Genomic DNA, 26,287 nt, shown 5'->3' with positions numbered 1-26,287 from the left:
TGTCGCGGTTCGAGCACGAGCTGATCAAAACTACTCTGCCAAAAGCCAAAGAACTGCGTCGCGTTGCTGAGCCGCTGATCACTCTGGCCAAGACAGACAGCCTGGCTAACCGCCGTCTGGCTTTCGACCGTACTCGTAAGAAAGCTATCGTTGGTAAGCTCTTCAACGACCTGGGCAAGCGTTATGCTACCCGTGAGGGTGGCTACCTGCGCATCCTCAAGTGCGGTTTCCGCGCTGGCGACAACGCGCCTATGGCGTACGTCGAGTTGGTTGATCGTGCTACTGCTGGCGAAGCTGTATCCGCCGAGTAAGACGTCAGTCTGAAACAAAGAACCGGGCCTAGTGCCCGGTTTTTTGTGCCTGTAAGAAAAGCGCTTTACGTACAAGCATCTCCCTCTGTTCTGTTGTCACTATGTGCTGGGAAGTTTAATTAGTAATTTTCTATCGATGTGTGCAGGTTAATGAATTTGTAGGTGTCACATTGTTGATTGATACTCCCGTCCAAGCCGATTAGCCGGCAGCTCCAAGACTGACAGAGGAAGAAGACCGTATGAGCCAGACCAAAACGCTTACGACCGCCAGTGGCGCGCCTGTCGCTGATAACCAGAATTCTCGCTCCGCCGGCCCGCGAGGCCCGCTGCTGCTCGACGATTTTCATCTGATCGAGAAGCTTGCCCACTTTAATCGTGAAAACATTCCTGAGCGCCGGGTGCACGCTAAGGGCTCGGGTGCTTACGGTACGTTTACCGTAACCCGCGATATCACCGATTACACCAGCGCTAAGCTGTTCGAGTCCGTAGGGAAGCAAACCCCGACCTTTCTGCGTTTTTCAACGGTAGGTGGCGAGCGCGGTTCTGCCGACACCGAGCGAGATCCGCGTGGCTTTGCGCTGAAGTTCTACACCGAGGAAGGTAACTGGGACATTGTCGGCAACAACACGCCAGTCTTCTTCATTCGCGACCCGCTGAAATTCCCTGACTTCATCCACACCCAAAAGCGCCTGCCACAAAGTAATCTGAAGAGTGCGCAGATGATGTGGGACTTCTGGTCGCATTCGCCGGAAGCGTTACACCAAGTCACCATTCTTTTTTCTGACCGCGGGATCCCGGACGGGTACCGTCACATGCACGGCTTTGGTAGTCACACTTACAGTCTGATCAGCGCTCAAGGCGAGCGTCACTGGGTGAAGTGGCACTACAAGACCCAGCAAGGCATCAAAAACCTTGCGCCGGCTGATGCCGCTCGTCTGGCTGGCACTGACCCGGATTACGCGCAGCGTGATCTGTTTGAAGCAATTGAGCGCGGTGACTTCCCGAAATGGCGCGTGTGCATTCAGATCATGACCGAGGCTCAGGCAGCGGCGCACTATGAGAACCCGTTTGACGTGACCAAGACCTGGTCGCAGAAAGAGTTCCCGCTGATCGAAGTAGGTGAGCTGGAGCTGAACCGCAATCCGCTGAACTACTTCGCTGAAGTCGAGCAGGCCGCGTTCGGCCCGAGCAACATGGTGCCTGGCGTCGGTTTGTCGCCGGATCGTATGCTGCAAGGTCGTGTATTCGCTTACGCTGATGCTCACCGCTACCGTGTTGGTACCAATCACCAGCAATTGCCTGTGAATGCGCCACGCAGTGCGGTGAACACATACCAGCGCGACGGTTCGATGGCTTTTGGCAGCAACGGTGGCGCAGCGCCAAATTACGAGCCGAACAGTTACGTAGAGTCGCCCAAACAAGCGCCGCGTTATGCAGAGCCGGCGCTGGCCTTGAGCGGTGCGGCTGACCGCTACGATCATCGCGAGGACAGTGATTATTACAGTCAGGCGGGGGCACTGTTCCGCTTGATGAATGACGAACAGAAAGCGCTGCTGGTCAGTAACATTGCAGGAGCGCTGGCCGGTGTGACGCCTGATGTTGTGGATCGCCAGTTGCAGCATTTCTACAAAGCCGATCCGGCGTATGGCGAAGCAATTGCAAAGCTGCTCAACGTACAGCTTAACGAAGTCTAAACGAGAAGCATAACCGCCCTCATTAGGGCGGTTTTTGCGTTATTTAGCCTGCTTTTCTCAGATTATCTTCGCTTTTATTGCGCATGGAGGGTGACCTGACAGTCAGGTTGGTTCAAACTACAGCCTTTCAAGCAGGGAGATGTAGGGCGATGCAAGGCCACCCAGACGTTATCGATTACCTCAACACGTTGCTGACCGGCGAACTGGCCGCGCGTGACCAGTATTTTGTCCACTCGCGGATGTATGAGGACTGGGGATTCACCAAGCTCTACGAACGAATCAACCACGAGATGGAAGAAGAAGCAGGCCATGCTGACGCGTTGATGCGCCGGATCCTGATGCTTGAAGGTACGCCACGCATGCGTCCGGATGATCTGGATGTCGGCACCACCGTCCCGGAGATGCTCGAAGCCGATCTGCGCCTTGAGTACAAAGTCCGTGCGGCATTGTGCAAAGGCATCGAGCTCTGCGAACAGCACAACGACTACGTCAGCCGTGAGATATTGCGCGTTCAGCTCCACGATACCGAAGAAGATCACACCTACTGGCTGGAAAAGCAGTTGGGCCTGATCAAGCTAATCGGTCTCCAGAACTACCTGCAATCCCACACCTGACATGTAATACAAAAAAGCCCCTGTCACTGACGAAGTGACAGGGGCTTTTTTATGCTCGGTGTCTAGACCCGATCACGGATCAGCAGTGGCTTGAGGTAATGGCCGGTGTGAGATTGCTTCATCTCGGCCACTTCCTCGGGCGTGCCGGTGGCAATGATCTGGCCACCCTTGGAACCACCCTCAGGCCCGAGATCGACCAGCCAGTCGGCAGTCTTGATCACGTCAAGGTTGTGCTCGATCACCACCACGGTGTTGCCGTGGTCGCGCAGGCGATGCAGGACGTCGAGCAATTGCTGGATATCCGCGAAGTGCAGGCCCGTGGTCGGCTCGTCGAGGATGTACAGCGTCTTGCCGGTATCGCGTTTGGACAACTCACGGGACAGTTTGACCCGCTGCGCCTCACCACCGGACAAGGTCGTAGCCGACTGCCCCAGCTTGATGTACGACAGCCCCACATCCATCAAGGTTTGCAGCTTGCGCGCGAGTGCCGGTACCGCGTCGAAGAACACTCGAGCCTCTTCGATGGTCATCTCGAGAGTTTCGTGGATGTTCTTGCCCTTGTATTTGATCTCAAGGGTTTCGCGGTTGTAGCGTTTGCTCTTGCACACGTCGCACGGAACATAGATATCCGGCAGGAAGTGCATTTCAACCTTGATCAGGCCATCACCCTGGCACGCCTCGCAGCGACCGCCCTTGACGTTGAACGAGAAACGCCCCGGGCCGTAGCCTCGGGAACGCGACTCGGGCACGCCGGCGAACAGTTCCCGGATCGGGGTGAACAGCCCGGTATAAGTTGCCGGGTTGGACCGTGGTGTGCGCCCAATCGGGCTCTGATCAATGTCGACCACTTTGTCCAGATGTTCCAGGCCCTTGATGCTGTCGTGCGCGGCTGCTTCCAGAGTGGTCGCACCGTTGAGTGCGGTAGCGCTCAGCGGGAACAGGGTGTTGTTGATCAGGGTCGATTTGCCCGAGCCGGAAACACCCGTCACGCAAGTCAGCAGGCCGATCGGAATTTCCAGATCGACGTTACGCAGGTTGTTGCCCCGTGCACCCTTGAGCGCCAGAACCTGTTTCTTGTTGCGCGGTGTACGCTTGGCCGGCACCTCGATCTTCACCCGGCCCGACAGGTATTTGCCGGTCAGGGAATCGGGGTGCGCCATGACTTCGGCTGGCGTACCTTCGGCAACGATCTGTCCGCCATGCACACCGGCACCGGGGCCGATATCCACGACATAGTCAGCCAGACGAATCGCGTCTTCGTCGTGCTCGACCACAATCACTGTGTTGCCGATGTCGCGCAGGTGTTTGAGTGTGCCGAGCAGCCGGTCGTTATCACGCTGGTGCAAGCCGATGGAAGGCTCATCGAGGATATACAGAACGCCCACCAGGCCGGCACCGATCTGGCTGGCCAGCCGGATCCGCTGTGCTTCGCCGCCGGACAACGTGTCGGCACTGCGATCCAGCGACAGATAGTCCAGGCCCACGTTGACCAGAAACTGCAGGCGCTCGCGGATTTCCTTGAGAATCTTGTCCGCGATTTCGCCACGACGGCCAGTCATTTTCAGTTCGCCGAAGTATTCACACGCATCGCCAATCGGCAGATTGGTCACTGCCGGCAGCGTTTTTTCGCCGACCCAGACATGCCGAGCCTCACGACGCAGACGGGTGCCACGGCAGTCCGGGCAAGACTGAGTGCTGAGGAACTTGGCCAGCTCTTCACGCACGCTCGCCGATTCGGTTTCGCGGTAGCGACGCTCGAGGTTCGGCACGATGCCTTCGAACGGGTGCGAACGTTTGACGATATCGCCACGGTCGTTCAGGTATTTGAAGTCGACGTTCTGCGAGCCGCTGCCGTGCAGGATGAATTTCTGCTGATCGGCTGGCAGTTCGTTGAAGGGCACTTCGAGGCTGAACCCGTAATGCGAAGCCAATGAGCCCAGCATCTGGAAGTAGTAGACGTTGCGCCTGTCCCAGCCGCGAATGGCCCCTTCGGCCAGGGTCAGATCACCATTGACCAGTCGCTTGATGTCGAAGAATTGCTTCACGCCCAGGCCATCGCAAGTCGGGCAGGCGCCGGCCGGGTTGTTGAAGGAAAACAGTTTTGGTTCGAGCTCGCTGATCGCGTGGCCGCAGATCGGGCAGGCGAAACGCGCGGAGAAGATCATCTCTTCGCCCGGCTCATCGTCCATCGGCGCCACGAGGGCAATGCCGTCCGCCAGTTTGAGTGCGGTCTCGAACGATTCGGCCAAACGCTGCTGCAGATCGGCGCGAACCTTGAAACGGTCGACAATCACGTCGATCGAATGCTTCTTCTGTTTATCCAGTTTCGGCAGCTCGTCGAGCTCGCAGATCCGGCCATTGACCCGGGCACGGACGAAGCCCTGGGCGCGCAGCTCTTCAAACACCGACAAGTGTTCGCCTTTGCGCTCGCGGATCACCGGGGCCAGCAGCATCAATTTGCTGCCTTCCGGCTGGGCCAGTACCAGGTCGACCATCTGGCTGACGGTCTGTGCTTCCAGTGGAATGTCGTGGTCGGGGCAGCGGGGCGTACCGACGCGTGCATACAGCAGGCGCAGATAGTCGTAGATTTCGGTGATGGTGCCGACCGTGGAGCGGGGGTTGTGCGAGGTCGATTTCTGTTCGATGGAAATCGCAGGCGACAGGCCTTCGATGGTGTCGACGTCGGGTTTTTCCATCATCGACAGGAACTGCCGGGCGTAAGCCGACAGGGATTCGACATAGCGGCGCTGACCTTCGGCGTAGAGTGTGTCGAAGGCCAGGGACGACTTGCCGGATCCGGACAGGCCGGTGATGACGATCAGCTTGTCCCGTGGCAGGGTCAGGTCGATGTTCTTCAGGTTGTGGGTACGGGCCCCACGTATCAGGATCTTGTCCAAAGTGGCCTCGCTCGGCGGGCGTCGAAAACGTAGGAGTATACGGGCAAATACTGGATGGATGCACACTATCAAGCGCAGCGTTTTTTGCCTTGCATGAAGAGAGTTTCATGTAGGCGTGTCATAGCGTCGCGATATACCCCGTCTTCCGATGGGACTGGTAGAATCGCCGCCGGTTCACACGAGGTTTTTCCATGCACGATCCCCACAGCGAACGCATGAGTGGCAGCGAGACCCGCGCGGCGAGCGGTCTGGCCCTGGTGTTCGCCTTCCGTATGCTTGGCATGTTCATGGTGTTGCCAGTACTGGCGACCTACGGCATGGATCTGGCAGGCGCGACCCCGGCCCTGATCGGGCTGGCAATTGGTGCTTATGGCCTGACCCAGGCGATTTTTCAGATTCCGTTCGGGATCATTTCCGACCGCATTGGCCGCCGGCCGGTCATTTACCTGGGGCTGATCGTCTTCGCCCTCGGCAGTGTGCTGGCGTCCCAGGCCGATTCGATCTGGGGCGTGATCGCCGGGCGGATCCTGCAGGGCGCCGGCGCGATCTCCGCCGCGGTCATGGCCTTGCTCTCCGACCTGACCCGTGAACAGCACCGCACCAAAGCGATGGCGATGATCGGCATGACCATCGGTTTGTCCTTCGCTGTGGCGATGGTGGTCGGGCCGCTGCTGACCCGGGTTTTCGGTTTGTCCGGACTGTTCCTCGCTACAGGCGGCATGGCACTGATCGGGATCCTGATCATCATGTTCATGGTGCCGCGCTCAACCGGGCCGTTGCAGCATCGTGAGTCCGGCGTGGCGCGTCAGGCGCTGCTGCCGACGCTCAAGCATCCCGATCTGCTGCGCCTCGATCTTGGCATCTTTGTATTGCACGCGATGCTCATGTCGAGCTTCGTCGCGCTGCCCTTGGCCCTGGTGGAAAAAGCCGGGTTGCCCAAGGAGCAGCATTGGTGGGTTTACCTGACCGCGCTGCTGATTTCTTTCTTCGCCATGATCCCGTTCATCATCTATGGCGAGAAGAAACGCAAAATGAAACGAATCTTGCTCGGCGCCGTCATGACGCTGATGCTGACTGAGCTATTCTTCTGGAAGTTCGGTGACAGCCTGCGGGCTCTGGTGATCGGCACGGTGGTGTTCTTCACCGCGTTCAATCTGCTGGAGGCTTCTCTGCCGTCGCTGATCAGCAAGGTTTCACCGGCAGGTGGCAAGGGCACGGCCATGGGCGTGTATTCCACCAGTCAGTTCCTCGGTTCGGCACTCGGCGGGATACTCGGCGGCTGGCTGTTTCAGCATGGCGGTCTGTCGGTTGTGTTCCTCGGATGTGCGGGGCTGGCTGCCATCTGGCTGGCCTTTGCTGTTACCATGCGCGAACCTCCCTACGTGACGAGCCTGCGCTTGCCGTTGTCGCCCGAGGCGATCCGCGAAGCGGGTCTGGTCGAGCGCCTCAAGGCCCTCGTGGGGGTAACCGATGCAGTGATAGTTGCGGATGAAGCGGCTGTTTACATCAAACTGGACAAAGAATTAGTGGATCGCGACACCCTCGAACGCCTGGTGAACAACCCGGCCGGGGCTGCTTGCGAAGCCTAGGAGAACGTTATGGCCCGTGGGGTTAACAAAGTCATATTGGTCGGCACTTGCGGCCAGGATCCCGAAGTTCGCTACCTGCCTAACGGTAACGCCGTGACCAACCTGAGTCTGGCAACCAGCGAACAGTGGACCGACAAGCAAACCGGTCAGAAGGTCGAGAAGACCGAGTGGCACCGTGTTTCGATGTTCGGCAAGGTGGCCGAGATCGCCGGTGAGTACCTGCGCAAAGGTTCGCAGGTCTACATCGAAGGCAAGCTGCAGACCCGCGAGTGGGAAAAAGACGGTATCAAGCGTTACACCACCGAAATCGTGGTCGACATGCAAGGCACCATGCAACTGCTCGGCGGCCGTCCACAACAGGGCGACCAACAAGGCGGCGGCAACAACTATCAGCAGTCCGCTCCAACGCCACGTCAGCAGGCTCCACGCCCGCAGCAGTCGGCGCCACAGCAGCGTTCGGCCCCGGCTCCACAGCAGGCCGCACCGCAACCGGCTCCGGATTTCGACAGCTTCGATGACGATATTCCGTTCTGATTCTTGGCTGCATACGATCTAAATAAAAAGGCCCGTCGTTCAACGCGACAGGCCTTTTTTGTGGGCGGTGGTTTGTCAGTCAAGAATCAAATGCGGCAGAAACCGGCTTGAATCCTTGGTGATCAGACTGTTGTCCTCACGCACGCCAATACCCGCCGCCTGATCGCCAATCACCCAGGAGCCGATCAGCGTGTAGCTGTTATCGAACTTCGGCAGTGGTGCGAACTCCTGAAGGATAAATGGCGCATCGGTGTAGGGCCCATCTTCTTTGACGATCAGACCTTGCGCGGTTTGCAGTTCGATGTTTGCACCTTCCCGGGAGAAGTACGGTTTGCGCACCCAGCCTTTGGGCACGGCACTGGCCGGGTTCGGATCGAGGTGCGCTGCGAGCAGATTCGGATGGCCTTTGTGCAACTCCCACAACAGCGGCAGTGCGCCTTTGTTCGACAGGATCGCTTTCCACGCAGGCTCGAAAAACTGCGTATCGCACTCGGCAATCGCCGCGCCGAACGGTTCATGGAAGATGAATTCCCAGGCGTGCAGCTTGAACAGGTGCGGGATCCAGCGATCTTGCAGGTCGACAAAGCGGCCCTCGGCCGTCAGGCCAATGTCTTCGATGTCGATGTGCCGGGATTCGATGCCGACCTTTTCCGCGATCAGTCGCAGGTAATCGGTGGTGCCTTTATCCTCGACCGAGTCTTTCATTGAGGCAAAGTAGAAAGGTCGCTTGAGCTGCAACTCGGCAAAGGCTTGATGCAGCTTGGTGTCGATGCTGTTGAACTGGTCGGCATGGCTGGGCAGCGTGCCGCGCTCAATGCATTGCTCCAGCCAACCCCACTGGAACGCCGCCGCCTCGTAAAGGCTGGTTGGGGTGTCGTAGTTGAGTTCCAGCAGTTTCGCCGGGCCGTTGCCGCTGTAGGAAAAGTCCATGCGCCCGTACAGATGCGGATGTCCTTCCAGCCAGGACGTTCGGATCATGTCGTAGTACGCAGGCGGGATGCTCAGGCGATCCAGCAGTTCTTCGCTGTGTACCACGCGGTCGACCAGGTCCATACACATCTCGTGCAGTTCGGTGGTCGGGTCCTCGAGATCGTTTTCGATTTGCGCGAGCGTGAACTGGTAATACGCGCTTTCGTCCCAGTAGGGCTCGTCGTCGATGGTGTGGAACATAAAGCCGAGGCTCTCGGCCGTTTGTTTCCAGTCGGGGCGCTCGGCGCAGTGGACCTTTTTCATCGTCAGCTGCTCGAGCGGCCGGAACTGCTGCCCCAACCACCCCAACCGCTGCGGGCGCTGGACTGGCTGCCAAAACCGCCACGGGAGGTGGAGGAGGTGACGTTCACCGGTTTGCTTTTGCTGCTCTCGTAGGTCGGTTGGCTACGGGGCGCCGACTCGATTCTTTTTGACTGCGTCGAGGTGTTGTAGGGCTGGCGCGTATCGCGGTCGCGATAGACCGTGCGATTCGAGTTGTTGCTCATCGCGTTGCCGATCAGCCATCCGCTCAGCCAGCCGCCGCCACTCGAGGTGTGGGAAGTGTTTTGCACATTCTGGGCAGCCGTCGTGTCACCGGCCGGCATCTGCGCATCGGCGATGGCGTCGAGATTTTGTGGGGTTTCACCGTTCTGCGGCACTTTGAAACCGCCGAGTTTCGGCACGAAGCGGCCGTCGGAGTTTTTCTGGCACCAGTCGGCAGCAAAGTCCGCGTCGCACTTGGCCTTGTCGTCGTACGCCGGAGCGATACGCCGGTGTTCGGTGAGCGCCGCGACGTAGGCGTTGGAGCAGACGTCGGCTGCCACTTCGGCATCGACGCACTGCTCAACGCTCTGGAAATTGCGCGCCTGATCCACCGCTGCCGCTTCGCCGGAAATGGCCATGGCCACCGACGCGGCGAGGGACAACTGAACGTACTTGCTTCGTTTCATCTAAGGCTTCCTGCCGATCAGTTGGACGGTGTCATGCACGCAGCGTTGAGCATACCGACGCTGATCGCTACCGCTGCGACGTAGATGCCGGAAGCGATTTCACCGTTGGCGATGCGCTGGGAAGTGCCTTTGAGCACCAGGCCAGTGGCGAGAAACGCCAGCAGTTGCACTGCTGCGGCAATCACGGCCCAGAGCACGAAGTCGAGGACGTTGACCGAATAGGCGATCACGTTGCTGGCAGGAATGGCGAAACCGATGATTGCACCGGACAGCGCAATGGCGGCGGCCGTGTTGCCGGAGCGGATCAGCTCGAATTCCTTGTGTGGGGTGATGCGCGTGTAGACGAATTGAAACAGCATGAACAGCAACACGGCGCCGATCAGGTAAACGATGAAACCGGTCAGAGCGGTCTTGTTCAGCGAGACAGCCAGCACTTCCAGCATGAAAAACGTCCTTATTTAAATGGTGCTCAGGTCAGTCGTGTACAGCGAAATGCCGAGCGAGGTGCTCAGGCTGACGGTGCCTTCTTCGTCTTGTTCGACGGAGAACAACAACAGCTCGCGACGATCGGTCAGGCCGGTCTCGCGGGCGTAAAGCATGGCGTGGTGTTCGATGGTGTAGCTCTCGTCCGGGTTGACCACCTGCTCGGTCAGCGGCACCAGTTCGGTCTGGCCTTGTTCGGTGCCCCACTCGCGGGTGAATTCGACACCTTCGTGGGTGTAGGTCGGCAAACCGATCAGGCTGTTGGGGCCGGCCAGTCGCTGCAGTTCGGCGTCACTGTTGACTGTCACGTAACTGAGGTAGTTGAACAGGATGACCGATTCGATCTGATCATCGCCGGTGACGTGGATCTGTACCCAGAAATCCTCGTCGTTCATGTAATAGCGGTGCAGTTTATTGGACTGGCCGAGGTCGACCCAGCCTGCGCTCCAGATCGCCTGATCGAAGGGGACTCGTACCGAAGTCGAACCGTCGAGCAGCAGGGCCAGCGTCGAATCGAATCTGACGCCTTTGCCTTGGGCCATCCCGAGTGGGCCACTGGCGACGGTGGGTGTTGGCGCAGCGGTCTGCCAGTTGCTGGTGCCCAGCAAATCTTTAAACCATCCCATGGGTACGTTCCTTGAAGCGGGTGGAGGTGTTCGTCGTAAAAAGCGCCGCTAGTGTACCGGGCCGAGCGACGAACGAGCAGCGTCATTTGCTCAGCACAAACCCTGTGGGAGCGGGGTTGTTCGCCCCCACAGGGTTTTTTATCGCGGTGTTACTGAGCGGATTTCTGCTTAAGGCGTTCAAGAATCGCATTGGCGCTGCCTTCATTCGGCGTGATGCCGGCGTCGCGCAGTTTACGATCCAGGTCGTTGCCGGTTGAAGCGTCTGCCAGTTCATCGGCCGCACTCAGTTCGGCAGCGCGTTGCTGCTGCTTGGCTTGCAGGCGGTTCAGGGTGCCGACCGCGGTTTCCAGTTTGCCGTTGGCGCCGCCGCTGGCGATCGATGCACTGACCTGGGCTTTCTGCACGCTGTCACGGGCCTTGGCCATGTCCACTTGTTGGCGCAGGCTCTTGATCCGGGCTTCGGCCTTGTTGATGTCCTTGCGCATGTTGTCGGCATAGTTGCCAAACTCGTCGCTTTGGGCTTTTTCGGCGGTCAGGTCGTTGGTCAGGGTCGAAATCGCTTCGGCCACTTCCATCGCCAGGTCTTCGCGACCGGCGTTCAGAGCCGAAACAGCCTTGGCTTCCAGATCCTTGATCTTGGCGTCGTACTCGCTCACGCGGTCGGCGGCCAGCTTGTGCTTGGCCATGATGGTGATCAATTCGCGACGGGCGTTCGACAGCGCGGTATCCGCATCGCGGATTTCCTGGTCGAGGATGCGCAGGGCCTGTTGGTCGACGATCGCTTCGCCGACTTCATTGGCGCCGCCGCGCAGTGCGGTGAACAACTTGCTCCAGATGGACTGAGTCATTGGATATTCCCTGTTGATTACTTGAAGAAGTGTTCGAAGGCTTCGCTGGCGCGCTGCACGTTATCGACCAGGGTTTTCACCTCGGTCACCACGTTGGTCAGGCTCGAGTCGGCGCTGAGGGCGCCAAACATGTTGTAGACGGTCTGCCCGTTCGGCATCGACTCGATACCGATCGACGACAGCGGGAACATTTCCCGGCTGCGCAGTACGGCGTCGTTGAAGGCGCGCACGTCGGTGATCGAATCGATGTCCACCAGCACGGTGTCGACGATGATCTGTGCGCCGGCCAGGGCGATGTGAATCGGCAGACCGCCGAATTCGTTCATTTCCAGCTTGATGCTGGGTTCGGAGCTCTGGATCAGAGACAGCGTGATCTCTTGCGAAGCGACCTCGTCCAGGGCCTTGAGGGCGTTGAAGAGGCTGTCGATATTCCAGTTGTTGCCTGCGCTCATGTAATTCTCCGACATGAAAGAGCCAGCCAGAATCGGTTGGCGTAGCTGTTGCTCCATTTGTTTGAGCAAGCTTCGGTTTTCCGGAAGCACCCAAGTTTCGTGTTTCACATAACCGGCAGCCGCCAGGCCCGCACGCATCTGCTTCATATAAAAGCTGGATGGTTTTTTCGCGGACGGTTTTGAGCGCACTCCCTTTGGGTCTGATGCGGTAGCGGGGGAGCGGCTTTTCATGGCATTGATTCCGTTATGAACATCTCACGCGTGGGCCACACTACAACCAATTCAAAGTGCCATCAATGGCTCACGCGTGAGATTTTTCCGGCGCTCGCAAAAACGCCCGCAACGGGGCGGGCGCAGGTTTTTTGCAAAGTGTTTCCGGGAGCGTCAGCGCAGGAGGAACTCGTCGGTGGACACCACGCTGGCGTAAGCGAAGCCCAGGGCTGACATGAAGGCCGCGTGGACGTGGTCTGCCGGTACGGTCATGCCGTTGAATTCCAGATCGCGGCTGGCGCAGGCGTCGTGAATCACCGTGACGTCATAGCCCAGATCCGCCGCCGCACGGGTGATGCCGTCGATGCACACGTGGCTCATGCTGCCGACCACCACCAGTTCCTTGATGCCTTGTTCGTCGAGAATCGATTGCAACTCGGTTTCGCGGAACGCGTTGACGAAGTGTTTGAGTACTACGGGTTCGTCGGCACGATTGAGCACTTTGGGGTGCAGTTTGGCGCCGTCCGAGCCGGGGGTGAAAAACGCGGCGTCCGATGAGGTGAACTCATGTCGAATGAACACCACCGAATCGCCGGCTTCGCGGAAGGCTGCGATCAGTCGCGCGGCGTTGTCGGCAGCGGCGTCGGCACCGGTGAGCGGCCATTTGCCTTGGGGGAAGTAGTCATTCTGGATATCGACTACGATGAGCGCTTGCTTGGCCATGGGTGTGTCCTCGATGGATTGGCTGGAAGTGCCTTCAGTATTGGCGCTGCCGAGCGACTCGAGGATTGGCCGCACCGACAATAGACAGGGGAAAACTGACAATGGGCGCACAAAGGGCTGCCGTGGCCGGGTTGGGCGTGCTGATTTATCCCGGCGCGCAAATGGCGGCCGTGCACGGTTTGACTGATCTGTTCGCGGTGGCGAACGGGATTGCCGCCGAGCATGAGGCTGCGCAACTGCCGTTACTGCGGGTCAGTCATTGGCAGGTTGAAGGCGATCAGGCGCCGAAGCGGGTTTTCGACAGTTGTACGGGGGGCGAAAGCGAATTGCTGGCGGTACTGATTCCACCCTCGATCGGTGGTTTCTGCGAAGCTCAGGCATCAACCGGGTTGCTGCACTGGCTGCGTGAACAACACGCCCGTGGCGCAACGCTTGGCGGCGTCTGCGCAGGCTCTTTTCTGCTGGCGGAGAGCGGTCTGCTCGACGGCCGCAGCGCCACCAGTCACTGGACCTCGGCCAAGGTCTTCGCCGAACGCTATCCGAACATCAGACTCAACGCCGATGCACCGATTGTCGATGACGGCGACCTGATCACCACGGCCGGGCTGATGGCTTGGTCGGAGTTGGGGCTGCGTCTGGTCGACAGGCTGTTGGGCCCGAGCATCGCTACCGCTACTGCGCGGTTTCTGGTGATCGAACACAGCGACAGCGCCAGTGAGTGCGGCAGTCATTTTGCGCCGATCCTCGGTCATGGCGATGCGCCGATTCTCAAGGTTCAGCATTGGCTGCAAAGCACTGGCGCGACGGATGTTTCGCTGACGGCAATGGCCGAACGCGCGGGGTTGGAGGAGCGCACATTCCTGCGCCGCTTCCGCGCCGCGACCGGGTTGAAACCGACCGAATACTGTCAGCATTTACGCGTCGGCAAGGCACGCGAGATGCTTGAATTCACCAACGGTACGATTGATCACATTGCCTGGAAGGTGGGGTATCAAGACCCAGGAGCGTTTCGGGCGACCTTCAAGAAAGTTACCGGGCTGGCGCCCAGTGATTATCGCGCGCGGTTTGGTGTCACTGCGCCAGTGAAAACACCGAGTACCTGATTGGGGGCTGCTCGTGACGAAGCCGGCAGCCTCAAAACAACATCAGGAAGGCGTCTTTTCGATCTGCAGCGCTTTGGCCTTGGCCTCCACCACCAGATACATCACGAGCGTAATCAACAACGGCAACAGAAAATAAATCGCCCGATAGGCCAGTAACCCCGCCACCAGACTGCCCCGCGACGCTTCGTGTTGCAGCAGTGCAACGAACACTGCTTCCAGTACGCCCAACCCCGCCGGAATGTGAGTAATGACCCCGGCAATTGCACTGATCAACAGCACGCCGAGCACCAGCGGATAGTCGAGCTTGCTCGGTAGCAAGGTGAAGATCACCGCCGCCATCAACGACCAGTTCAGCGCGCCCAGCAGCAGTTGCAGCAAGGCCATGCGCAGCGACGGCAGGTTGATTTCCACGCCGCGAATCGACCACTCGCGGCGCTTGGAGAACTGGCACGCGGCCAGATACCCGGCACTGATCAACAGCAACACCACACCGATACCCTGCAGCGCTGTGGTGCTGACTTTCCAGCCCGGCGGCATGCTCACCAGTCCACTGCTGAACACCACGCCTGCGATGGTCATGTAGCCGAACCAGTTGGTCGCCAGGCTCAGCCCGAGGATTTTGGCTATGTTGCTGTTGCTCACGCCCAGACGCGAGTACAGCCGGTAACGCATGGCTATGCCGCCAACCCAGGCACTCAGATTCAGGTTGAACGCATAGCTGATGATCCCCACCGGCAGGATCTGTTTCCAGGTCAGGTCCTGGCGAATGTAGGTGCGGCCGATCAGGTCGAAACTGGCGTACGTCAGAAAGCTCAGCAGCGTCAGGCCGGCGGCAATGATCAGCGTGCGCAGCTTGAAATCGGCGAGAGTTTCCAACACGTCGGCCCACTCGATACGGCGGGCGAAAAGCGTCAGCAATACTATCAGCGCGAGGAAAAACAGCACGGTCAACGGACGTTTCCACTTGCTCCAGCGTGAGTGCGCGGCGGGCGCTGAATGGCCGCTCGATTGCGCTTGGGTATGACTCATGAGCGGTCACCTCGAAACGGCTTGAGCCTGGGTTTGTGTGCCGGTAGCCAACCGGCCATCGCCGGAAAATGCCGCAGAAAGTGGAACACCAGAAAGCCCACGGTCATGTGCCAGATTCGTCCGCGTGGAACCATGGCCGGATCTACCGTCTGGCAATGGTTGAGGCTCAGGTTTTCGAGGCGCTCGAACAGGTCACGGTTAAAGGCGCGATCGCGGATCACGACGTTGGCTTCCAGGTTCAGCGACAGACTGAGCGGGTCAAGATTGCTTGAGCCGACCGTGCTCCAGTCCTCATCCACCAGCGCGACTTTGCCGTGCAGCGGGCGCTGACAATACTCGTGGATTTTCACCCCGGCCTTGAGCAGATAGTCATAGGTCATGCGCGCCGCGATTTTGGCCACCAGCACATCCGGTTCACCTTGCAGAATCAGTCGGACATCGACGCCGCGCCGCGCTGCATTGCGAATTTCCTTCAGCAAGCGGTAGCCGGGAAAGAAGTAAGCGTTGGCGATCACCACTCGCCGCTGAGCACTGCGCACGGCCTGTAAATACACGTCTTCGATGTCGGTGTGGTGCTGGTTGTTGTCGCGAAACACCAGGCGCACCTGACCATCGTGATCGGTGAAGGCCATTTCTGTCCGGCGCTGCCGGCGGCGTTGCCACCAGAATCTGGCACGTCCGGGTCGCCCGCTTTGCAACAGTGCGAAATGGTGAATGTCCGCCACGGCCGGGCCCTGGATCTGCACCGAATAATCCTGCTTGGCCTCGGGGCCGAAGTCGGCCAGGTGATCGCCGGAAAAGTTGATCCCGCCAATGAATGCAACCGTGCCGTCGACCACCACAATCTTGCGATGCAGGCGCCGAAACCAGTTGGTGCGAATGCCCAGATGTTTGGGGGCCGGATCGAACATCTGCAGATAGACGCCGGCCTCACTCAGTGCGGTGAGATAGCCGGTGGTCAACTCGCCACAACCGAAGCCGTCGAGGCTGACAGTCGTGCGCACGCCACGGCGGGCGGCGTCGATCAGGATTTCCTGCAACTCCTTGCCGACCTTGTCCTCGAAAACGATGAAGGTCTCCAGCAGGATCTCACTCTTGGCTGCACGCATCGCGTCGAACACGCGCGGGAAATACGCCTCGCCGTTTTCCAGCAGTTCGATGCGGTTGTTGCTCTGCCAGCGGTATTCGACATCGACGTGCCCGGGTTCGCGTATCGGCGGGGTGATGTTCACCGATTCCGCGGCGGACTTCTCCAGTGGTGCGCTGTTCATAGTTCGATCTCCACCGATAACGGTGCATGGTCGGAAAGGTGGGACCAGGGCCGGTTCGCCAGCACTTTTGGCTGACGGGTCTTGAGGTTGCGCACGTAGATGCGGTCCAGTCGCAGGGTCGGCAGACGCGCGGGAAAGCTGCGCGCCGGTTTGCCGTGATGTTCGGCGAACACTTCCCGCAAGCCGCAAGGCTTGAGCAATGCGTCGGCACGCTGGCGCCAGTCATTGAAGTCACCGGCGACGATTACTGGAGCATCGTCTGGCAGTTCGGCAAGGCGCTGCATCAGCAAGCCAAGCTGAGCGTTGCGGTGGCTTTCGCGCAGGCCCAGATGCACGCAGATCGCATGTACCTCGGTGCCATCGCCGGGCAGGCGCAGCACGCAATGCAACAAGCCACGGCTTTCGTGGCCGCTGATCGAGACGTCGAGGTTGTCATGGCGGATGATCTGGAATTTCGACAACACAGCGTTGCCGTGATCGCCCTCCGGATACACCGCATTGCGCCCATAAGCGAACTGCGGCCAGAGGCTGTCGGCGAGGAATTCGTACTGCGGCATCGTCGGCCAGTTGTTATAGCGCTTGGGATGGAGTTCGTGGGTGCCGTGGACTTCCTGCAGGAACACCACGTCGGCGGCCACACTGCGCACCGCTTCGCGCAACTCCGGCAGGATGAATCGCCGATTGAGTGCGGTGAAACCCTTGTGCGTGTTAACCGTCAGCACAGTGAAGCTGCGTACCGATGGCACGACGACTGATCCTTCATCGGTGAAACCGACCGGTTCCGGAATGCTCATGGCAGCCCCCGCGAGGCGAATGCCAGCCCATGAGGGGCGAAATCCCCGCGCCACGGGGCGTAGCGCCAGTCGAAAATGCCGATATGAATCGATGCCATGCCGCCCTCCCGTCGAAAGTCCCCGTACAGCCTCAGTGTGTTGATGACTGCGGGCGGTTCGGGAAAGTTTCGATGGCTTTACGGACGGTGCATTTTCGAGAAACCCCGTACACCCCGCTCCCACAAAAGGAGTGTGCGCCGCAGCACCGGTGGCGGCCAGCGATGGGGCAGTTGCTCGTACACAAATTCCGGCCATCGACACTTTACGGGTGACGGTTGCGCACTAAACCCGCAAAATGCAACGATTCCGGCAATTATCGACGACGGGGCCACAAGCAACGTCGCCAAAGCCATCGTTCCAATCAGACTGGGCCTGCTGACTCTATGCGAATGCGCCTTATGTTACTGGGCGGCGGAAATGCCCTTGGGCAGGCGCTGATTCGCCTCGGTGCGGAAGAAGACATCGGTTTCCTCGCCCCCCGCCCGCCCGAAGACGGCTGGGATGCCGCGAGCCTGACGCAACTGCTCGACGACACCCGTCCCGATGCGTTGATCAACCTCGCCTACTATTTCGACTGGTTCCAGGCCGAAACCGTCAGCGAAAGCCGCATGGCCGGGCAGGAGCGCGCTATCGAGCGTCTGGCCGAACTGTGTCGGCACCACAACATCGTCCTCGTGCAGCCGTCCAGTTATCGCGTGTTCGACGGCTCACGTGCCACGGCCTACAGCGAAAAAGACGAACCAGTGCCGCTGGGTTTGCGTGGTCAGGCCTTGTGGCGCATCGAGCAAAGTGTGCGTGCAGCGTGTCCGCAGCATGTGTTGTTGCGTTTTGGCTGGCTGCTCGATGACAGCCCTGATGGCACCCTCGGGCGTTTTCTTGCCCGTGCCGAGCAACCGGAAGAGTTGCTCCTGGCCGATGATCGTCGCGGCAATCCGACGCCAGTCGATGACGCCGCACGGGTGATCATTTCGGTGCTCAAGCAACTCGATTGCGCCGCGCCGCTGTGGGGCACTTATCACTACGCCGGCCACGAGGCGACCACACCGCTGGCGCTGGGCCAGGCGATTCTGACCGAGGCCCGCAGCCTGCACGCGCTGGCCATCGAAGCACCGACCGCTCAGGCTCACGCCGCGCGGCCGGACGCCGCCGAGGAACCGCAACACGCGGTCCTGGCCTGCAAGAAAATTCTGCACACATTCGGGATCAAGCCGCGCGCCTGGCGTGCCGCGCTCCCGGGCTTACTGGATAGGTTTTACCGACATGGCTGAAGGGACTGTTTTAATCACTGGCGGCGCGGGTTTCATTGGCTCGCACCTGACCGACGCATTGCTTGCTCAAGGCCATTCGGTGCGAATTCTCGATGACTTGTCGACCGGCAAACGCAGCAATCTGCCGCTGGACAACCCCAGGGTCGAGTTGATTGTCGGTGATGTGGCTGACGCAGTGCTGGTCACCCAAGCGATGCAGGGTTGCAGCGCCGTAGCGCATCTGGCGGCCGTGGCCTCGGTGCAAGCGTCGGTGGATGACCCGGTGAAGACTCACCAGAGCAATTTCATCGGCACGCTGAACGTTTGCGAAGCGATGCGCCTGGCCGGGGTCAAACGTGTGTTGTACGCCTCCAGCGCGGCGGTGTACGGCAACAATGGCGAGGGCGAATCAATTGATGAAGACACGCCAAAAGCCCCGCTGACGCCCTACGCGTCGGACAAACTGGCTGGCGAGCATTATTTTGATTTCTACCGCCGTCAGCACGCTTTGGAGCCGGTGGTTTTCCGCTTCTTCAACATCTTCGGCCCACGCCAGGATCCGTCCTCACCGTATTCCGGGGTCATCAGCATCTTCAGCGAACGTGCGCAGAAAGGCTTGCCGATCACCGTGTTCGGCGATGGCGAGCAGACGCGGGACTTTCTGTATGTCGAGGATCTGGTTGACCTGTTGGTGCAGGCGATCCAGAGGCCTGAAGTGGAAGTCGGTGCGGTGAATGTCGGCTGGAATCAGGCGATGAGCCTCAAGCAGATGCTTGCGGAACTGGAAACCGTCGTCGGTGAATTGCCAGCGGTCAGCTTCGGCCCGGCCCGCTCCGGTGATATCCGCCATTCGCGGGCGAATAACACCCGGTTGCTTGAGCGTTTCAAGTTGCCCCGGCAGACGCCGATGAGCGTTGGTCTGGCGCGGTTGCTCGGCAAGTAAGTTTGTTTCAGACATGAAAAAGGCGCCCTGTGACAGGCGCCTTTTTCACGGCCGGAATTTGTCGCTATCCCTGTGGCGAGGGGATTTTCCCCCGGTCAACCGCAAAGCAGTTGCCGTCAGTTTGAAGTCTGCTCACCACCAAGCCTCATTCACCACCACGTGAACGTTCGGTCAATCGACTTAGAACTTATAGCCCAAACCCACCATGTAGATGAACGGATCAACATCCACATTTACCCGTGCGCGAGTACCGGGCGCCACGGCGTTGTTCTCGACGGTGGCGCGGGTATCGATGTCGATGTAGCGCACTTGGGCGTTGAGCATGATTTTGTCGGTCAGCATGTAGTCCGCGCCGACCTGCCAGGCCAGGCCCCAGGAGTTTTTCGCCTTGAAGTTGCTGAAGCCGTTGGCGCTGGCTTCGCTGCCGACGTGCTCGTCGTAGATCCAGGTGTAGTTGATGCCGCCGCCCACGTACGGTTGGAACGGCGATTTCGAATCCAGCGGGTAGTAGACGACGCTGAGGGTCGGTGGCAGGTGTTTCAGTGTGCCGAGCTTGCCGTTGGCTGCTGCCAGGCCGGTGCCTTTGAGCTTCACGTCATGTTCGAACGGCGTGGCCGCGAGCAACTCAATGCCGACGTGGTTGGTGAGCATGTAAGCGAAGTTCAGGCCCAGTTGAGTGTCGCTGCTCATGGTCGCCTTGCCGCCCAGATTGGTGCCGCTCAACGGCCCCTGATCGACCTTGACGCTGGAGCTGTCGGCCTTCGGGTTGACGGTGATCGCACCGGCACGAATCAGGATGTCACCGGCATCGTGGGCGTGGGCGAGCGGGGCTGCGAGCGCGAGGGCAAACAGCGAAGCGCTGAGCAAGGACTTGTTCATGGGGGCTCCGAAAGGACGTTAAAAATGTTTGATGTCCTATGGTACGAAGCCAACTGATACGGTCTTTTGACTCAGCTCAATGAAACAGTGAAGGGGCTGATTTGTGTGGAACCTTGCATCAACACAAATCCCCTGTGGGAGCGGGCTTGCTCGCGAAGGCGTCCGCTCAAACAACACGAAACTAGCGGGACTCACTCCGGCAGCTCATACACATAAATCTTGTCCGCCTCCATCTGGTACCCCGCATCCGCCAGCTCGCTGCTCGAGGCTTTGACCTGCAACGGCCCCTCGACCCAATACGGCTGATACAGCTCATCGAGCTTCACGCCCAACTCACTTTTCACATGCACGATCTGGTTCGACGGCGGTGGCGGAACATGGATGCAGGCACCGAAGTAGGGGACCAGCAAAAAGTCCGTGGTGCGTCCTTCTTCATTCACTTCCAGCGGCACGATATACCCCGGCAGACGAATGTTCTGCCCGTCAAGTGACTGCACCACCGGGGCGTCGGGCAAATCCTGCTTGGCCGCTGGCGCCGACTCGGCGGACAACGCATCGCTCATCTTCGACAGGTCATGCAGCGGCGTCATGTTGGGCACTTCCGGCGCGGCGTCCGGCGGGATCATCTCCGACCAGGTCAGGTCTTTGGGCGCCGCCGCCCACACGGGCAGGGCGACCAGTAACAGCAGCGCGAGCATGGCGCGGGGCATGGTGAACATCCTCATAAACGGATCGACAGGCCATCGGCCAAGGATTGGCGATACGCGCGCCAGGCCGGCACGCTGCCCATCAGCAGCGCGGCCGCCAGAATGCCACCGAGCAGTGTCCATTCATACTCGCTCGGCCACGCCAGCGGCAGATACAAACCGTAATTGGCCTGCACGTAACCCTGCGCGGCGGCGATGCCGATGTACAGCAACCCCAGCCCAGCAATCACCCCGGCCAACGCCAGCGCAAACGCCTCCAGCACCAGCAGGCTCGCGATGTGCCATGGCCGCGCACCGACCGAACGCAGAATCGCCATCTCGCGACGGCGCTCGTTGAGGCTGGTGAGAATCGCTGTGAGCATGCCGATCAACCCGGTCAGCACCACGAACAGCGAGACCACGAACAGTGCTTTTTCAGCGGTGCTCATCAGGCTCCACAACTCCTGCAACGCCACGCCGGGCAGGATCGCCAACATCGGTTCACCACGGAATTCGTTGATCTCGCGTTGCAGCGCAAAGGTGGAAATCTTGCTGTTGAGGCCGAGCATGAACGCGGTGATCGCTTGCGGCGTCAGGTCCATGTTGCGCGCCTGATCGGCCGTGATCCGCCCGTTGCCCCGCGCCGGCACGCCGTTGTGCCAGTCGATGTGGATGGCCTCCATGCCGCCAAGGCTGATGTGCAACGTACGATCCACCGGGGTGCCGGTGCGCTTGAGGATACCGACCACGGTGAATGGTTTGTCGTCGTGTTTGACCAGACTGATTGCCGCCACGCCGTGGGCCAGCACCAGTTTGTCGCCGAGTTTGTAGTGCAGGGCATCGGCCACTTCCGCACCGAGTACCACTTCGAACGGATCGGTGGCGAAGGCGCGCCCCTTCGCGAGTTCCAGGTGTTGCCGGCGACCGTACTGGTAATGCTCGAAATACGCTTGGGTGGTGCCCATTACCCGATAACCGCGATGGGAGTCGCCGAGGGACATGGGGATCGCCCATTTCACTTTCGGGTTATTGGCGAAGTGTTCGAAGCTGTCCCAACGGATGTTGTTGGTGGCGTTGCCGATGCGGAACACCGAGTACAACAACAGATTCACCGAACCGGAGCGGGCGCCGACGATCAGGTCGGTGCCGCTGATGGTGCTGGCGAAACTGGCTTTGGCCTCGGTGCGCACGCGCTCGACGGCAAGCAGCAAGCAGACCGACAGGGCGATGGCGAACGCGGTCAGCAAAGCGGTAAAGCGACGGTTGGCCAGGCTGGCCATGGCCAGACGAAACAGATACATCTCAGACCTCAGCAGACGTGGCGGCGCGATTGAGTTCGGCCAGGGACAGGTGACGGTCGAACAGCGGGGCCAGACTTTGGTCGTGACTGACAAACAGCAGACTCGAACCGGCCTCGCGGCATTCGGCGAACAGCAAGCGGATAAAGTTTTCCCGAGCGTCGTAATCCAGCGCCGAAGTCGGTTCGTCAGCGATCACCAATTCTGGCTGGCCGATCAAGGCGCGGGCGGCGGCGACTCGTTGTTGCTGGCCGATCGACAGCGAATCGGCACGACGGCTGAGGATGCTCTCGTCCTTCAGGCCCAGGTGGGCGAGCAGGGTGGCGGCGGCTTGATCGACGCTGCCATGGCGCTGTTTGGCCCGTTCGGCGCGCAGTCTGGAAAAGTGGCAGGGTAGCTCGACGTTCTCGCGCACCGAGAGAAATGGCAGCAAGTTGAACTGCTGGAAGATGTAGCCGGTGTGATCGACGCGGAACGTATCGCGGGCACCGGCGGAGAGTGCGGTCAGCTCCTGGCCGAGCAGGCGAATGCTGCCGCGATCGGGTTTCTGTACCCCGCCGAGCAAGCCAAGCAGGGTGGTCTTGCCGCTGCCGCTGGGGCCTTTGAGGAACAGGGTTTCGCCCGGTTCCAGACGAAACGCCGGGATGTCCAGCAGCGGCGGGTGGCCGGGCCAACTGAAGCCCAGGTCGGACAGTTCGATGAGTGCTTGGGTCATGGCGCCAGTTTCATGGAGTGAACACATACCCCCTTGTGGGAGTTTCGCAGTAATCAGAACTTAAGCGCGGCAGCCTTGGCCGTTACTTCAGTGCCTTGCTGGCCGCTGGCGCTGATCAGTTGTACCTGAATTTTCTGGGTCGCCGGGAAGGTGTTGAAGATGTTCGCCAGATCCAGCGTCTTCAACGCGCCCGGGGCTGTGCAGTTGAACTGATAGTGAGCATGGATTTCGCTGTGGTCGTGGTGATGTTCGTGGTCGCCCTTGTCGGCTTCATCGTCGTCATGATCGTCGGCCTGCGGCTTGTCGCCGAACAGCGGGCTTTCCAGTTCCTGGCTGACCACTTTGCAACCGGCAGCGGCAGGCAGGCTGAACAGCACCAGCGGTTTTTCGAGTTGCGCGCGGGCGGCGGCGACCTTGGTCTTGTCGGCCTCTGTGGAGGCGACGTGTTCGAAGCCGACCAGATTCATCGCCGGGCTTTCCAGTTCCAGCTCCAGTGTTTGCCCGTCGAGCGCAGCATTCAGGCGACCGACACCATGTTCATGCGCACCGAGGCTGCCGTGCTCATGGTCGTGATCGTGGTCATGTTCATCAGCCGCATGGGCGATGGCCAACGGCAACAGGGCAAACGGCAAAGCGAGCAGCAGACGACGCATGACGGTCTCCGGGAAGTAAAGTGAAGAGTTTGTTATGTAATCTTATAACGAAAGTGCGCAGAGTTTGCCCGTGCGCTTGGCGTTACACAAGTCCCGTGGGAGCATGCGTGTCAGAAAAGTGCGGGAGCGAACTCAATGTTGCGGATACGCGGAACCGTCGGCGCGGTGCCGGTGGATTTGACAGTGGAACTCGATGACAGCGACTGGGCGCGGCTCGGTTCGGCCATGAGCGGGCAGTTACCGACTGAGCAACCGCAGAGCGCAGCGGCGCCAGCGGCCAAACCGATGAATCAAGACGATACCTTGTGGCAGGTCGCGCAGGATTTGTTGCGCAAGGCCGGGCAACTCAGTGGTCCGGATCTGCTCGATCAGTTGCAAGGACTGACCGGCAGTGCCACGGCGGGCAAGCGCCTGCTGGTGCGCTTGCGGCACAGTTCACAGGTAAAAGTGGCGAGCGGCGGGGATACGCCGCTCTACAGCTGGGTCGAGTGAGCGCTTAGTACAGCGCAGCAAACATTTTGCGTCGGTAGGCGGTCACCAGCGGGTGATCGTTACCCAACAACTCGAACACCTGCAGCAAGGTCTTGTGCGGCAAGCCTTCGCCATAGTTGCGGTTGCGGATGAACAGCTTGAGCATCGCCTCCAGCGCCGCTTCGTATTGCTGGCGAGCAAGTTGCTGGATCGCCAGTTGATACACCGCCTTATCGTCCTGCGGATCTTTCGCCAGCCGTGCTTTCAGGTCGGCGGCATCGGGCAGGTCGCGGGCAAGTCCGAGGAACTTGATCTGTGCCTTGGCCCCGGCCAGCGCGGCTTTGTGCTCATCGCCCTTGACCGCGTCGAGCACCGTTTGCGCTTCGCTCAGTTCACCGCGTTCGGTCAGGCAGCGGGCGTACAGGATCAAGGCCTTGGCGTTGGTATTGTCGTCATTGAGCATGACCACCAGCGCCGCTTCGGCATCGGCAAAGCGGCCGTCATCGAACAGTGCCTGAGCCTGTTCGAACGGATCGGCTGCGGCAGGTGGCGGCATCTGCACATGGGGTTCGAGCAAGGCGCGTACGGCGGATTCCGGTTGGGCACCGGCAAAACCGTCGACCGGTTGACCGTCCTTGAACAGCACCACGGTCGGCAGGCTGCGAATACCGAAGCGGTCGACGATGTCCTGCTCGATATCGCAATTGACCTTGGCCAGCAGCAGCGCGCCCTGATAACTCTCGGCAATGCCTTGCAGCATCGGCATCAGCGCCTTGCACGGCGCACACCATTCGGCCCAGAAATCCACCAGCACGGGTTTATTGAAGGAAGCCTCGATCACCGACTGGTCGAAGTCGGCAGTCGTGGCGTCGAAGATGTACGGCGTTGGCTGACTCATGGGGGATCTCGTAAAAGCGTGAATGGGGCAACTATACGGCTTGGCGGGGTGTGGCCGGAAGCGGGGCGGCGTTCCGACGAAGCCTTTAGTCACGCCGCGCGTGGTACAGGCTGACATGTCTGAATTCTTCAGGCTCTGCCAGATCCGGCAAGGTCATGGCCTCAAGCATTTCAATGCGCTCGTACAACGGATGGCGAAAGTCCCGAACCCGCGAATCCGCCACCAGCGCTTCGCGGCCCCGGCTGAGAAACGCATCGAGCAACGGCAGATTCGCCCGGTCGTACAACACATCCGCCACCAGAATCAGATCAAAGCGATCCGCCTCGGCAAAGAAATCCGTCGAATAACCCATCTGCACGTCATTGAGTTCGGCATTCGCCCTGCACGCGGCAATCGCCAGCGGATCGAGATCGCAGGCCACCACTTCCAGCGCCCCGGCCTTCACCGCCGCAATCGCGGCAATACCGGAACCGGTGCCGAAATCCAGCACGCGTTTGCCGCGTACCCATTCGGGGAACTCGGCCAGATAACGCGCCACCGCCAGGCCGCTGGCCCAGCAAAAACTCCAGTACGGCGGCTCGTGCAGAATCCGTTGGGTTTCTTCCTGGCTGAATTCGCGCGCCATGTTGTCGCCGTCGATCAGCCACAACTGCAAATCGGTGTCCGGCAACGCACAGGCTTTCAGTCTGGCGTCGCCGAGCAACTCACCCAGCGCCTGTTGCAGGTCGAACGGTGCATTCATGGTGCTTTGACAAATTGCAGTTGGCCCAGTGCCTGAGTGGTCGGCTGGGTAATGGTTTGTGACGGCAGATGCAAAATCAACTGACCGGACTGGCTGGCGCGGCCACGCAATTCAACCCGCGCCCCGGCCGGGAAAGCCTCGGGGTTGAAGCGCACATGGAACGGCAGAATCTGGTTGTTGCCGATCAGGCTGGAACTGGCGAGCAATTGCTGCGGGCGATCCTTCTCATCGATCACCAGCAGCGCCAGTTCGACTTCGGCACCGGCCGGTACGCCTTGCAGGGTGCCGCTCAGTTCCCGTTGATAAGCCGGCAACGGGCCTAGGTCGGCCGCTTCTTTGGCTTTTTTCTGCGCCTGTTGTGGCGCGGGGCCCGGCGTTGGGGGCTGAGGCTTGGGGGCGTCGCTGCCGCAGGCCACCAGCAGGCTGAAAAGACTGAGCAAAACGAGCGGACGTAACGGCATTGGCAGCTCCGGAAAAATGAAATCCATGGATCAAACGATCATGCCCGTCTGTATACCGCAAACCCTATGGCTTGTCTTGCCACGGGGATGCGCTACCATGGCCCTCCCTTTTTTTGTTGCCAGCCACCATGCACTGTCCCTTCTGCGGTGCCAACGAC

Annotated in this window: 28 protein-coding genes and 1 pseudogene; 9 read left to right on the top strand and 20 right to left on the bottom strand. The window is 59.9% G+C overall.

Translation table 11 applies throughout. The features are described from left to right. From rplQ to bfr, 3 genes are all read left to right on the top strand, one after another. Window positions 1–311 (top strand): 50S ribosomal protein L17 (rplQ, locus tag ACIOWA_RS22940; protein ID WP_401162075.1); only part of this gene is annotated, 311 nt, incomplete at its 5' end. 239 nt (window positions 312–550) lie between these two features. After that, entirely contained in the window at window positions 551–2,005 is a 1,455-nt protein-coding gene (locus tag ACIOWA_RS22935; protein WP_339464767.1) for a catalase, read from the top strand. 149 nt (window positions 2,006–2,154) lie between these two features. Further along, window positions 2,155–2,619: a bacterioferritin gene (bfr, locus tag ACIOWA_RS22930; protein ID WP_339431279.1), complete on the top strand. Its 465-nt coding sequence runs from the start codon at window positions 2,155–2,157 to the stop codon at window positions 2,617–2,619. Between the two features lie 62 nt (window positions 2,620–2,681). Here bfr and uvrA read toward each other — a convergent pair whose 3' ends face one another. Next, window positions 2,682–5,516, bottom strand: a complete 2,835-nt coding sequence (uvrA, locus tag ACIOWA_RS22925) for an excinuclease ABC subunit UvrA (RefSeq protein WP_401162072.1) — start codon at window positions 5,514–5,516, stop codon at window positions 2,682–2,684. A 191-nt stretch (window positions 5,517–5,707) separates the two neighbouring features. Between uvrA and ACIOWA_RS22920 the strand changes: the two genes are divergently transcribed. Beyond that, window positions 5,708–7,105, top strand: coding sequence for an MFS transporter (locus ACIOWA_RS22920; protein WP_339431281.1), 1,398 nt, complete (start codon window positions 5,708–5,710; stop codon window positions 7,103–7,105). Window positions 7,106–7,114: 9 nt separating this feature from the next. After that, complete coding sequence (locus tag ACIOWA_RS22915) at window positions 7,115–7,639, top strand: single-stranded DNA-binding protein (RefSeq protein ID WP_007917224.1); 525 nt, start codon at window positions 7,115–7,117, stop codon at window positions 7,637–7,639. Between the two features lie 75 nt (window positions 7,640–7,714). On the opposite strand, the gene ACIOWA_RS22910 is transcribed toward ACIOWA_RS22915, so the two are convergent. The 7 genes from ACIOWA_RS22910 to ACIOWA_RS22880 all read right to left on the bottom strand — a co-directional run bounded on the left by ACIOWA_RS22910 (window position 7,715) and on the right by ACIOWA_RS22880 (window position 12,900). After that, a complete protein-coding gene (locus ACIOWA_RS22910) occupies window positions 7,715–8,872 on the bottom strand; it encodes a glutathionylspermidine synthase family protein (RefSeq protein ID WP_401162069.1) in 1,158 nt (385 codons plus the stop codon). Between the two features lie 2 nt (window positions 8,873–8,874). Further along, window positions 8,875–9,558, bottom strand: a complete 684-nt coding sequence (locus ACIOWA_RS22905) for a DUF1190 domain-containing protein (protein WP_401162067.1) — start codon at window positions 9,556–9,558, stop codon at window positions 8,875–8,877. A gap of 17 nt (window positions 9,559–9,575) precedes the next feature. Then, on the bottom strand, window positions 9,576–10,001 hold the full coding sequence (locus tag ACIOWA_RS22900; RefSeq protein WP_339464766.1) for a DUF350 domain-containing protein: 426 nt from the start codon (window positions 9,999–10,001) through the stop codon (window positions 9,576–9,578). Window positions 10,002–10,016: 15 nt separating this feature from the next. Continuing rightward, the gene (locus tag ACIOWA_RS22895) at window positions 10,017–10,667 is read right to left on the bottom strand and encodes a DUF2491 family protein (RefSeq protein ID WP_339431285.1); all 651 of its coding nucleotides are present in this window, start codon (window positions 10,665–10,667) and stop codon (window positions 10,017–10,019) included. A gap of 149 nt (window positions 10,668–10,816) precedes the next feature. Continuing rightward, the gene (locus ACIOWA_RS22890) at window positions 10,817–11,515 is read right to left on the bottom strand and encodes a PspA/IM30 family protein (RefSeq protein WP_339431286.1); all 699 of its coding nucleotides are present in this window, start codon (window positions 11,513–11,515) and stop codon (window positions 10,817–10,819) included. A 17-nt stretch (window positions 11,516–11,532) separates the two neighbouring features. Then, on the bottom strand, window positions 11,533–12,198 hold the full coding sequence (locus ACIOWA_RS22885; protein WP_339431287.1) for a YjfI family protein: 666 nt from the start codon (window positions 12,196–12,198) through the stop codon (window positions 11,533–11,535). A 153-nt stretch (window positions 12,199–12,351) separates the two neighbouring features. Continuing rightward, window positions 12,352–12,900 (bottom strand): cysteine hydrolase family protein, encoded by a 549-nt coding sequence (locus ACIOWA_RS22880; protein ID WP_339431288.1) that lies wholly within the window; start codon window positions 12,898–12,900, stop codon window positions 12,352–12,354. Between the two features lie 101 nt (window positions 12,901–13,001). Between ACIOWA_RS22880 and ACIOWA_RS22875 the strand changes: the two genes are divergently transcribed. Beyond that, window positions 13,002–14,003, top strand: coding sequence for a GlxA family transcriptional regulator (locus tag ACIOWA_RS22875; RefSeq protein ID WP_339431289.1), 1,002 nt, complete (start codon window positions 13,002–13,004; stop codon window positions 14,001–14,003). A 42-nt stretch (window positions 14,004–14,045) separates the two neighbouring features. Here ACIOWA_RS22875 and ACIOWA_RS22870 read toward each other — a convergent pair whose 3' ends face one another. From ACIOWA_RS22870 to ACIOWA_RS22855, 4 genes and pseudogenes are all read right to left on the bottom strand, one after another. Continuing rightward, entirely contained in the window at window positions 14,046–15,032 is a 987-nt protein-coding gene (locus ACIOWA_RS22870) for a lysylphosphatidylglycerol synthase domain-containing protein (protein ID WP_339431290.1), read from the bottom strand. Further along, window positions 15,029–16,303 carry a cardiolipin synthase ClsB gene (gene clsB / locus ACIOWA_RS22865; protein ID WP_401162063.1) on the bottom strand — a complete coding sequence of 425 codons (1,275 nt, stop codon included), beginning with the start codon at window positions 16,301–16,303 and terminating at the stop codon, window positions 15,029–15,031. Before clsB ends, ACIOWA_RS22870 begins: the two co-directional genes overlap by 4 nt. Beyond that, window positions 16,300–17,097 carry an endonuclease/exonuclease/phosphatase family protein gene (locus ACIOWA_RS22860; protein WP_339431292.1) on the bottom strand — a complete coding sequence of 266 codons (798 nt, stop codon included), beginning with the start codon at window positions 17,095–17,097 and terminating at the stop codon, window positions 16,300–16,302. Before ACIOWA_RS22860 ends, clsB begins: the two co-directional genes overlap by 4 nt. A 2-nt stretch (window positions 17,098–17,099) precedes the next feature. Further along, window positions 17,100–17,195 (bottom strand): annotated as a pseudogene (locus ACIOWA_RS22855) (DUF72 domain-containing protein); the annotation flags it as partial. A 324-nt stretch (window positions 17,196–17,519) separates the two neighbouring features. On the opposite strand from ACIOWA_RS22855, the gene ACIOWA_RS22850 reads away from it, so the two are divergent. Continuing rightward, window positions 17,520–18,404: a sugar nucleotide-binding protein gene (locus ACIOWA_RS22850; RefSeq protein WP_339431293.1), complete on the top strand. Its 885-nt coding sequence runs from the start codon at window positions 17,520–17,522 to the stop codon at window positions 18,402–18,404. After that, a complete protein-coding gene (locus tag ACIOWA_RS22845; protein ID WP_339431294.1) occupies window positions 18,397–19,326 on the top strand; it encodes an NAD-dependent epimerase/dehydratase family protein in 930 nt (309 codons plus the stop codon). Before ACIOWA_RS22850 ends, ACIOWA_RS22845 begins: the two co-directional genes overlap by 8 nt. Window positions 19,327–19,506: 180 nt before the next feature. Here the strand turns inward: ACIOWA_RS22845 and ACIOWA_RS22840 are convergent, their stop codons facing one another. From ACIOWA_RS22840 to ACIOWA_RS22820, 5 genes are all read right to left on the bottom strand, one after another. Continuing rightward, window positions 19,507–20,205: an OmpW family protein gene (locus ACIOWA_RS22840; protein ID WP_221730257.1), complete on the bottom strand. Its 699-nt coding sequence runs from the start codon at window positions 20,203–20,205 to the stop codon at window positions 19,507–19,509. A gap of 191 nt (window positions 20,206–20,396) precedes the next feature. Beyond that, a complete protein-coding gene (locus ACIOWA_RS22835) occupies window positions 20,397–20,915 on the bottom strand; it encodes a DUF3299 domain-containing protein (RefSeq protein ID WP_401162060.1) in 519 nt (172 codons plus the stop codon). An 11-nt stretch (window positions 20,916–20,926) separates the two neighbouring features. Then, the gene (locus tag ACIOWA_RS22830) at window positions 20,927–22,192 is read right to left on the bottom strand and encodes an ABC transporter permease (RefSeq protein ID WP_401162058.1); all 1,266 of its coding nucleotides are present in this window, start codon (window positions 22,190–22,192) and stop codon (window positions 20,927–20,929) included. A 1-nt stretch (window position 22,193) separates the two neighbouring features. After that, window positions 22,194–22,904 (bottom strand): ABC transporter ATP-binding protein, encoded by a 711-nt coding sequence (locus ACIOWA_RS22825; RefSeq protein ID WP_187678771.1) that lies wholly within the window; start codon window positions 22,902–22,904, stop codon window positions 22,194–22,196. 53 nt (window positions 22,905–22,957) lie between these two features. Further along, on the bottom strand, window positions 22,958–23,557 hold the full coding sequence (locus ACIOWA_RS22820; RefSeq protein WP_401162056.1) for a DUF2796 domain-containing protein: 600 nt from the start codon (window positions 23,555–23,557) through the stop codon (window positions 22,958–22,960). Between the two features lie 135 nt (window positions 23,558–23,692). On the opposite strand from ACIOWA_RS22820, the gene ACIOWA_RS22815 reads away from it, so the two are divergent. Continuing rightward, on the top strand, window positions 23,693–24,049 hold the full coding sequence (locus ACIOWA_RS22815) for a hypothetical protein (RefSeq protein ID WP_401162054.1): 357 nt from the start codon (window positions 23,693–23,695) through the stop codon (window positions 24,047–24,049). Between the two features lie 4 nt (window positions 24,050–24,053). On the opposite strand, the gene trxA is transcribed toward ACIOWA_RS22815, so the two are convergent. From trxA to ACIOWA_RS22800, 3 genes are all read right to left on the bottom strand, one after another. Further along, window positions 24,054–24,926, bottom strand: a complete 873-nt coding sequence (trxA, locus tag ACIOWA_RS22810) for a thioredoxin (RefSeq protein WP_401162052.1) — start codon at window positions 24,924–24,926, stop codon at window positions 24,054–24,056. 85 nt (window positions 24,927–25,011) lie between these two features. Beyond that, a complete protein-coding gene (locus tag ACIOWA_RS22805; protein WP_401162050.1) occupies window positions 25,012–25,668 on the bottom strand; it encodes a class I SAM-dependent methyltransferase in 657 nt (218 codons plus the stop codon). Further along, window positions 25,665–26,129 carry a YbaY family lipoprotein gene (locus ACIOWA_RS22800; RefSeq protein WP_339431301.1) on the bottom strand — a complete coding sequence of 155 codons (465 nt, stop codon included), beginning with the start codon at window positions 26,127–26,129 and terminating at the stop codon, window positions 25,665–25,667. The genes ACIOWA_RS22805 and ACIOWA_RS22800 overlap by 4 nt, the downstream gene beginning before the upstream one ends. Between the last annotated feature and the right edge of the window lie 158 nt (window positions 26,130–26,287).

The organism is Pseudomonas sp. NPDC087614, from assembly GCF_044743485.1.
Classification (GTDB): domain Bacteria; phylum Pseudomonadota; class Gammaproteobacteria; order Pseudomonadales; family Pseudomonadaceae; genus Aquipseudomonas; species Aquipseudomonas baetica_A.
Note: the sequence above shows the minus strand (reverse complement) of the source record. Positions and strands in the feature narration are given on the sequence as shown.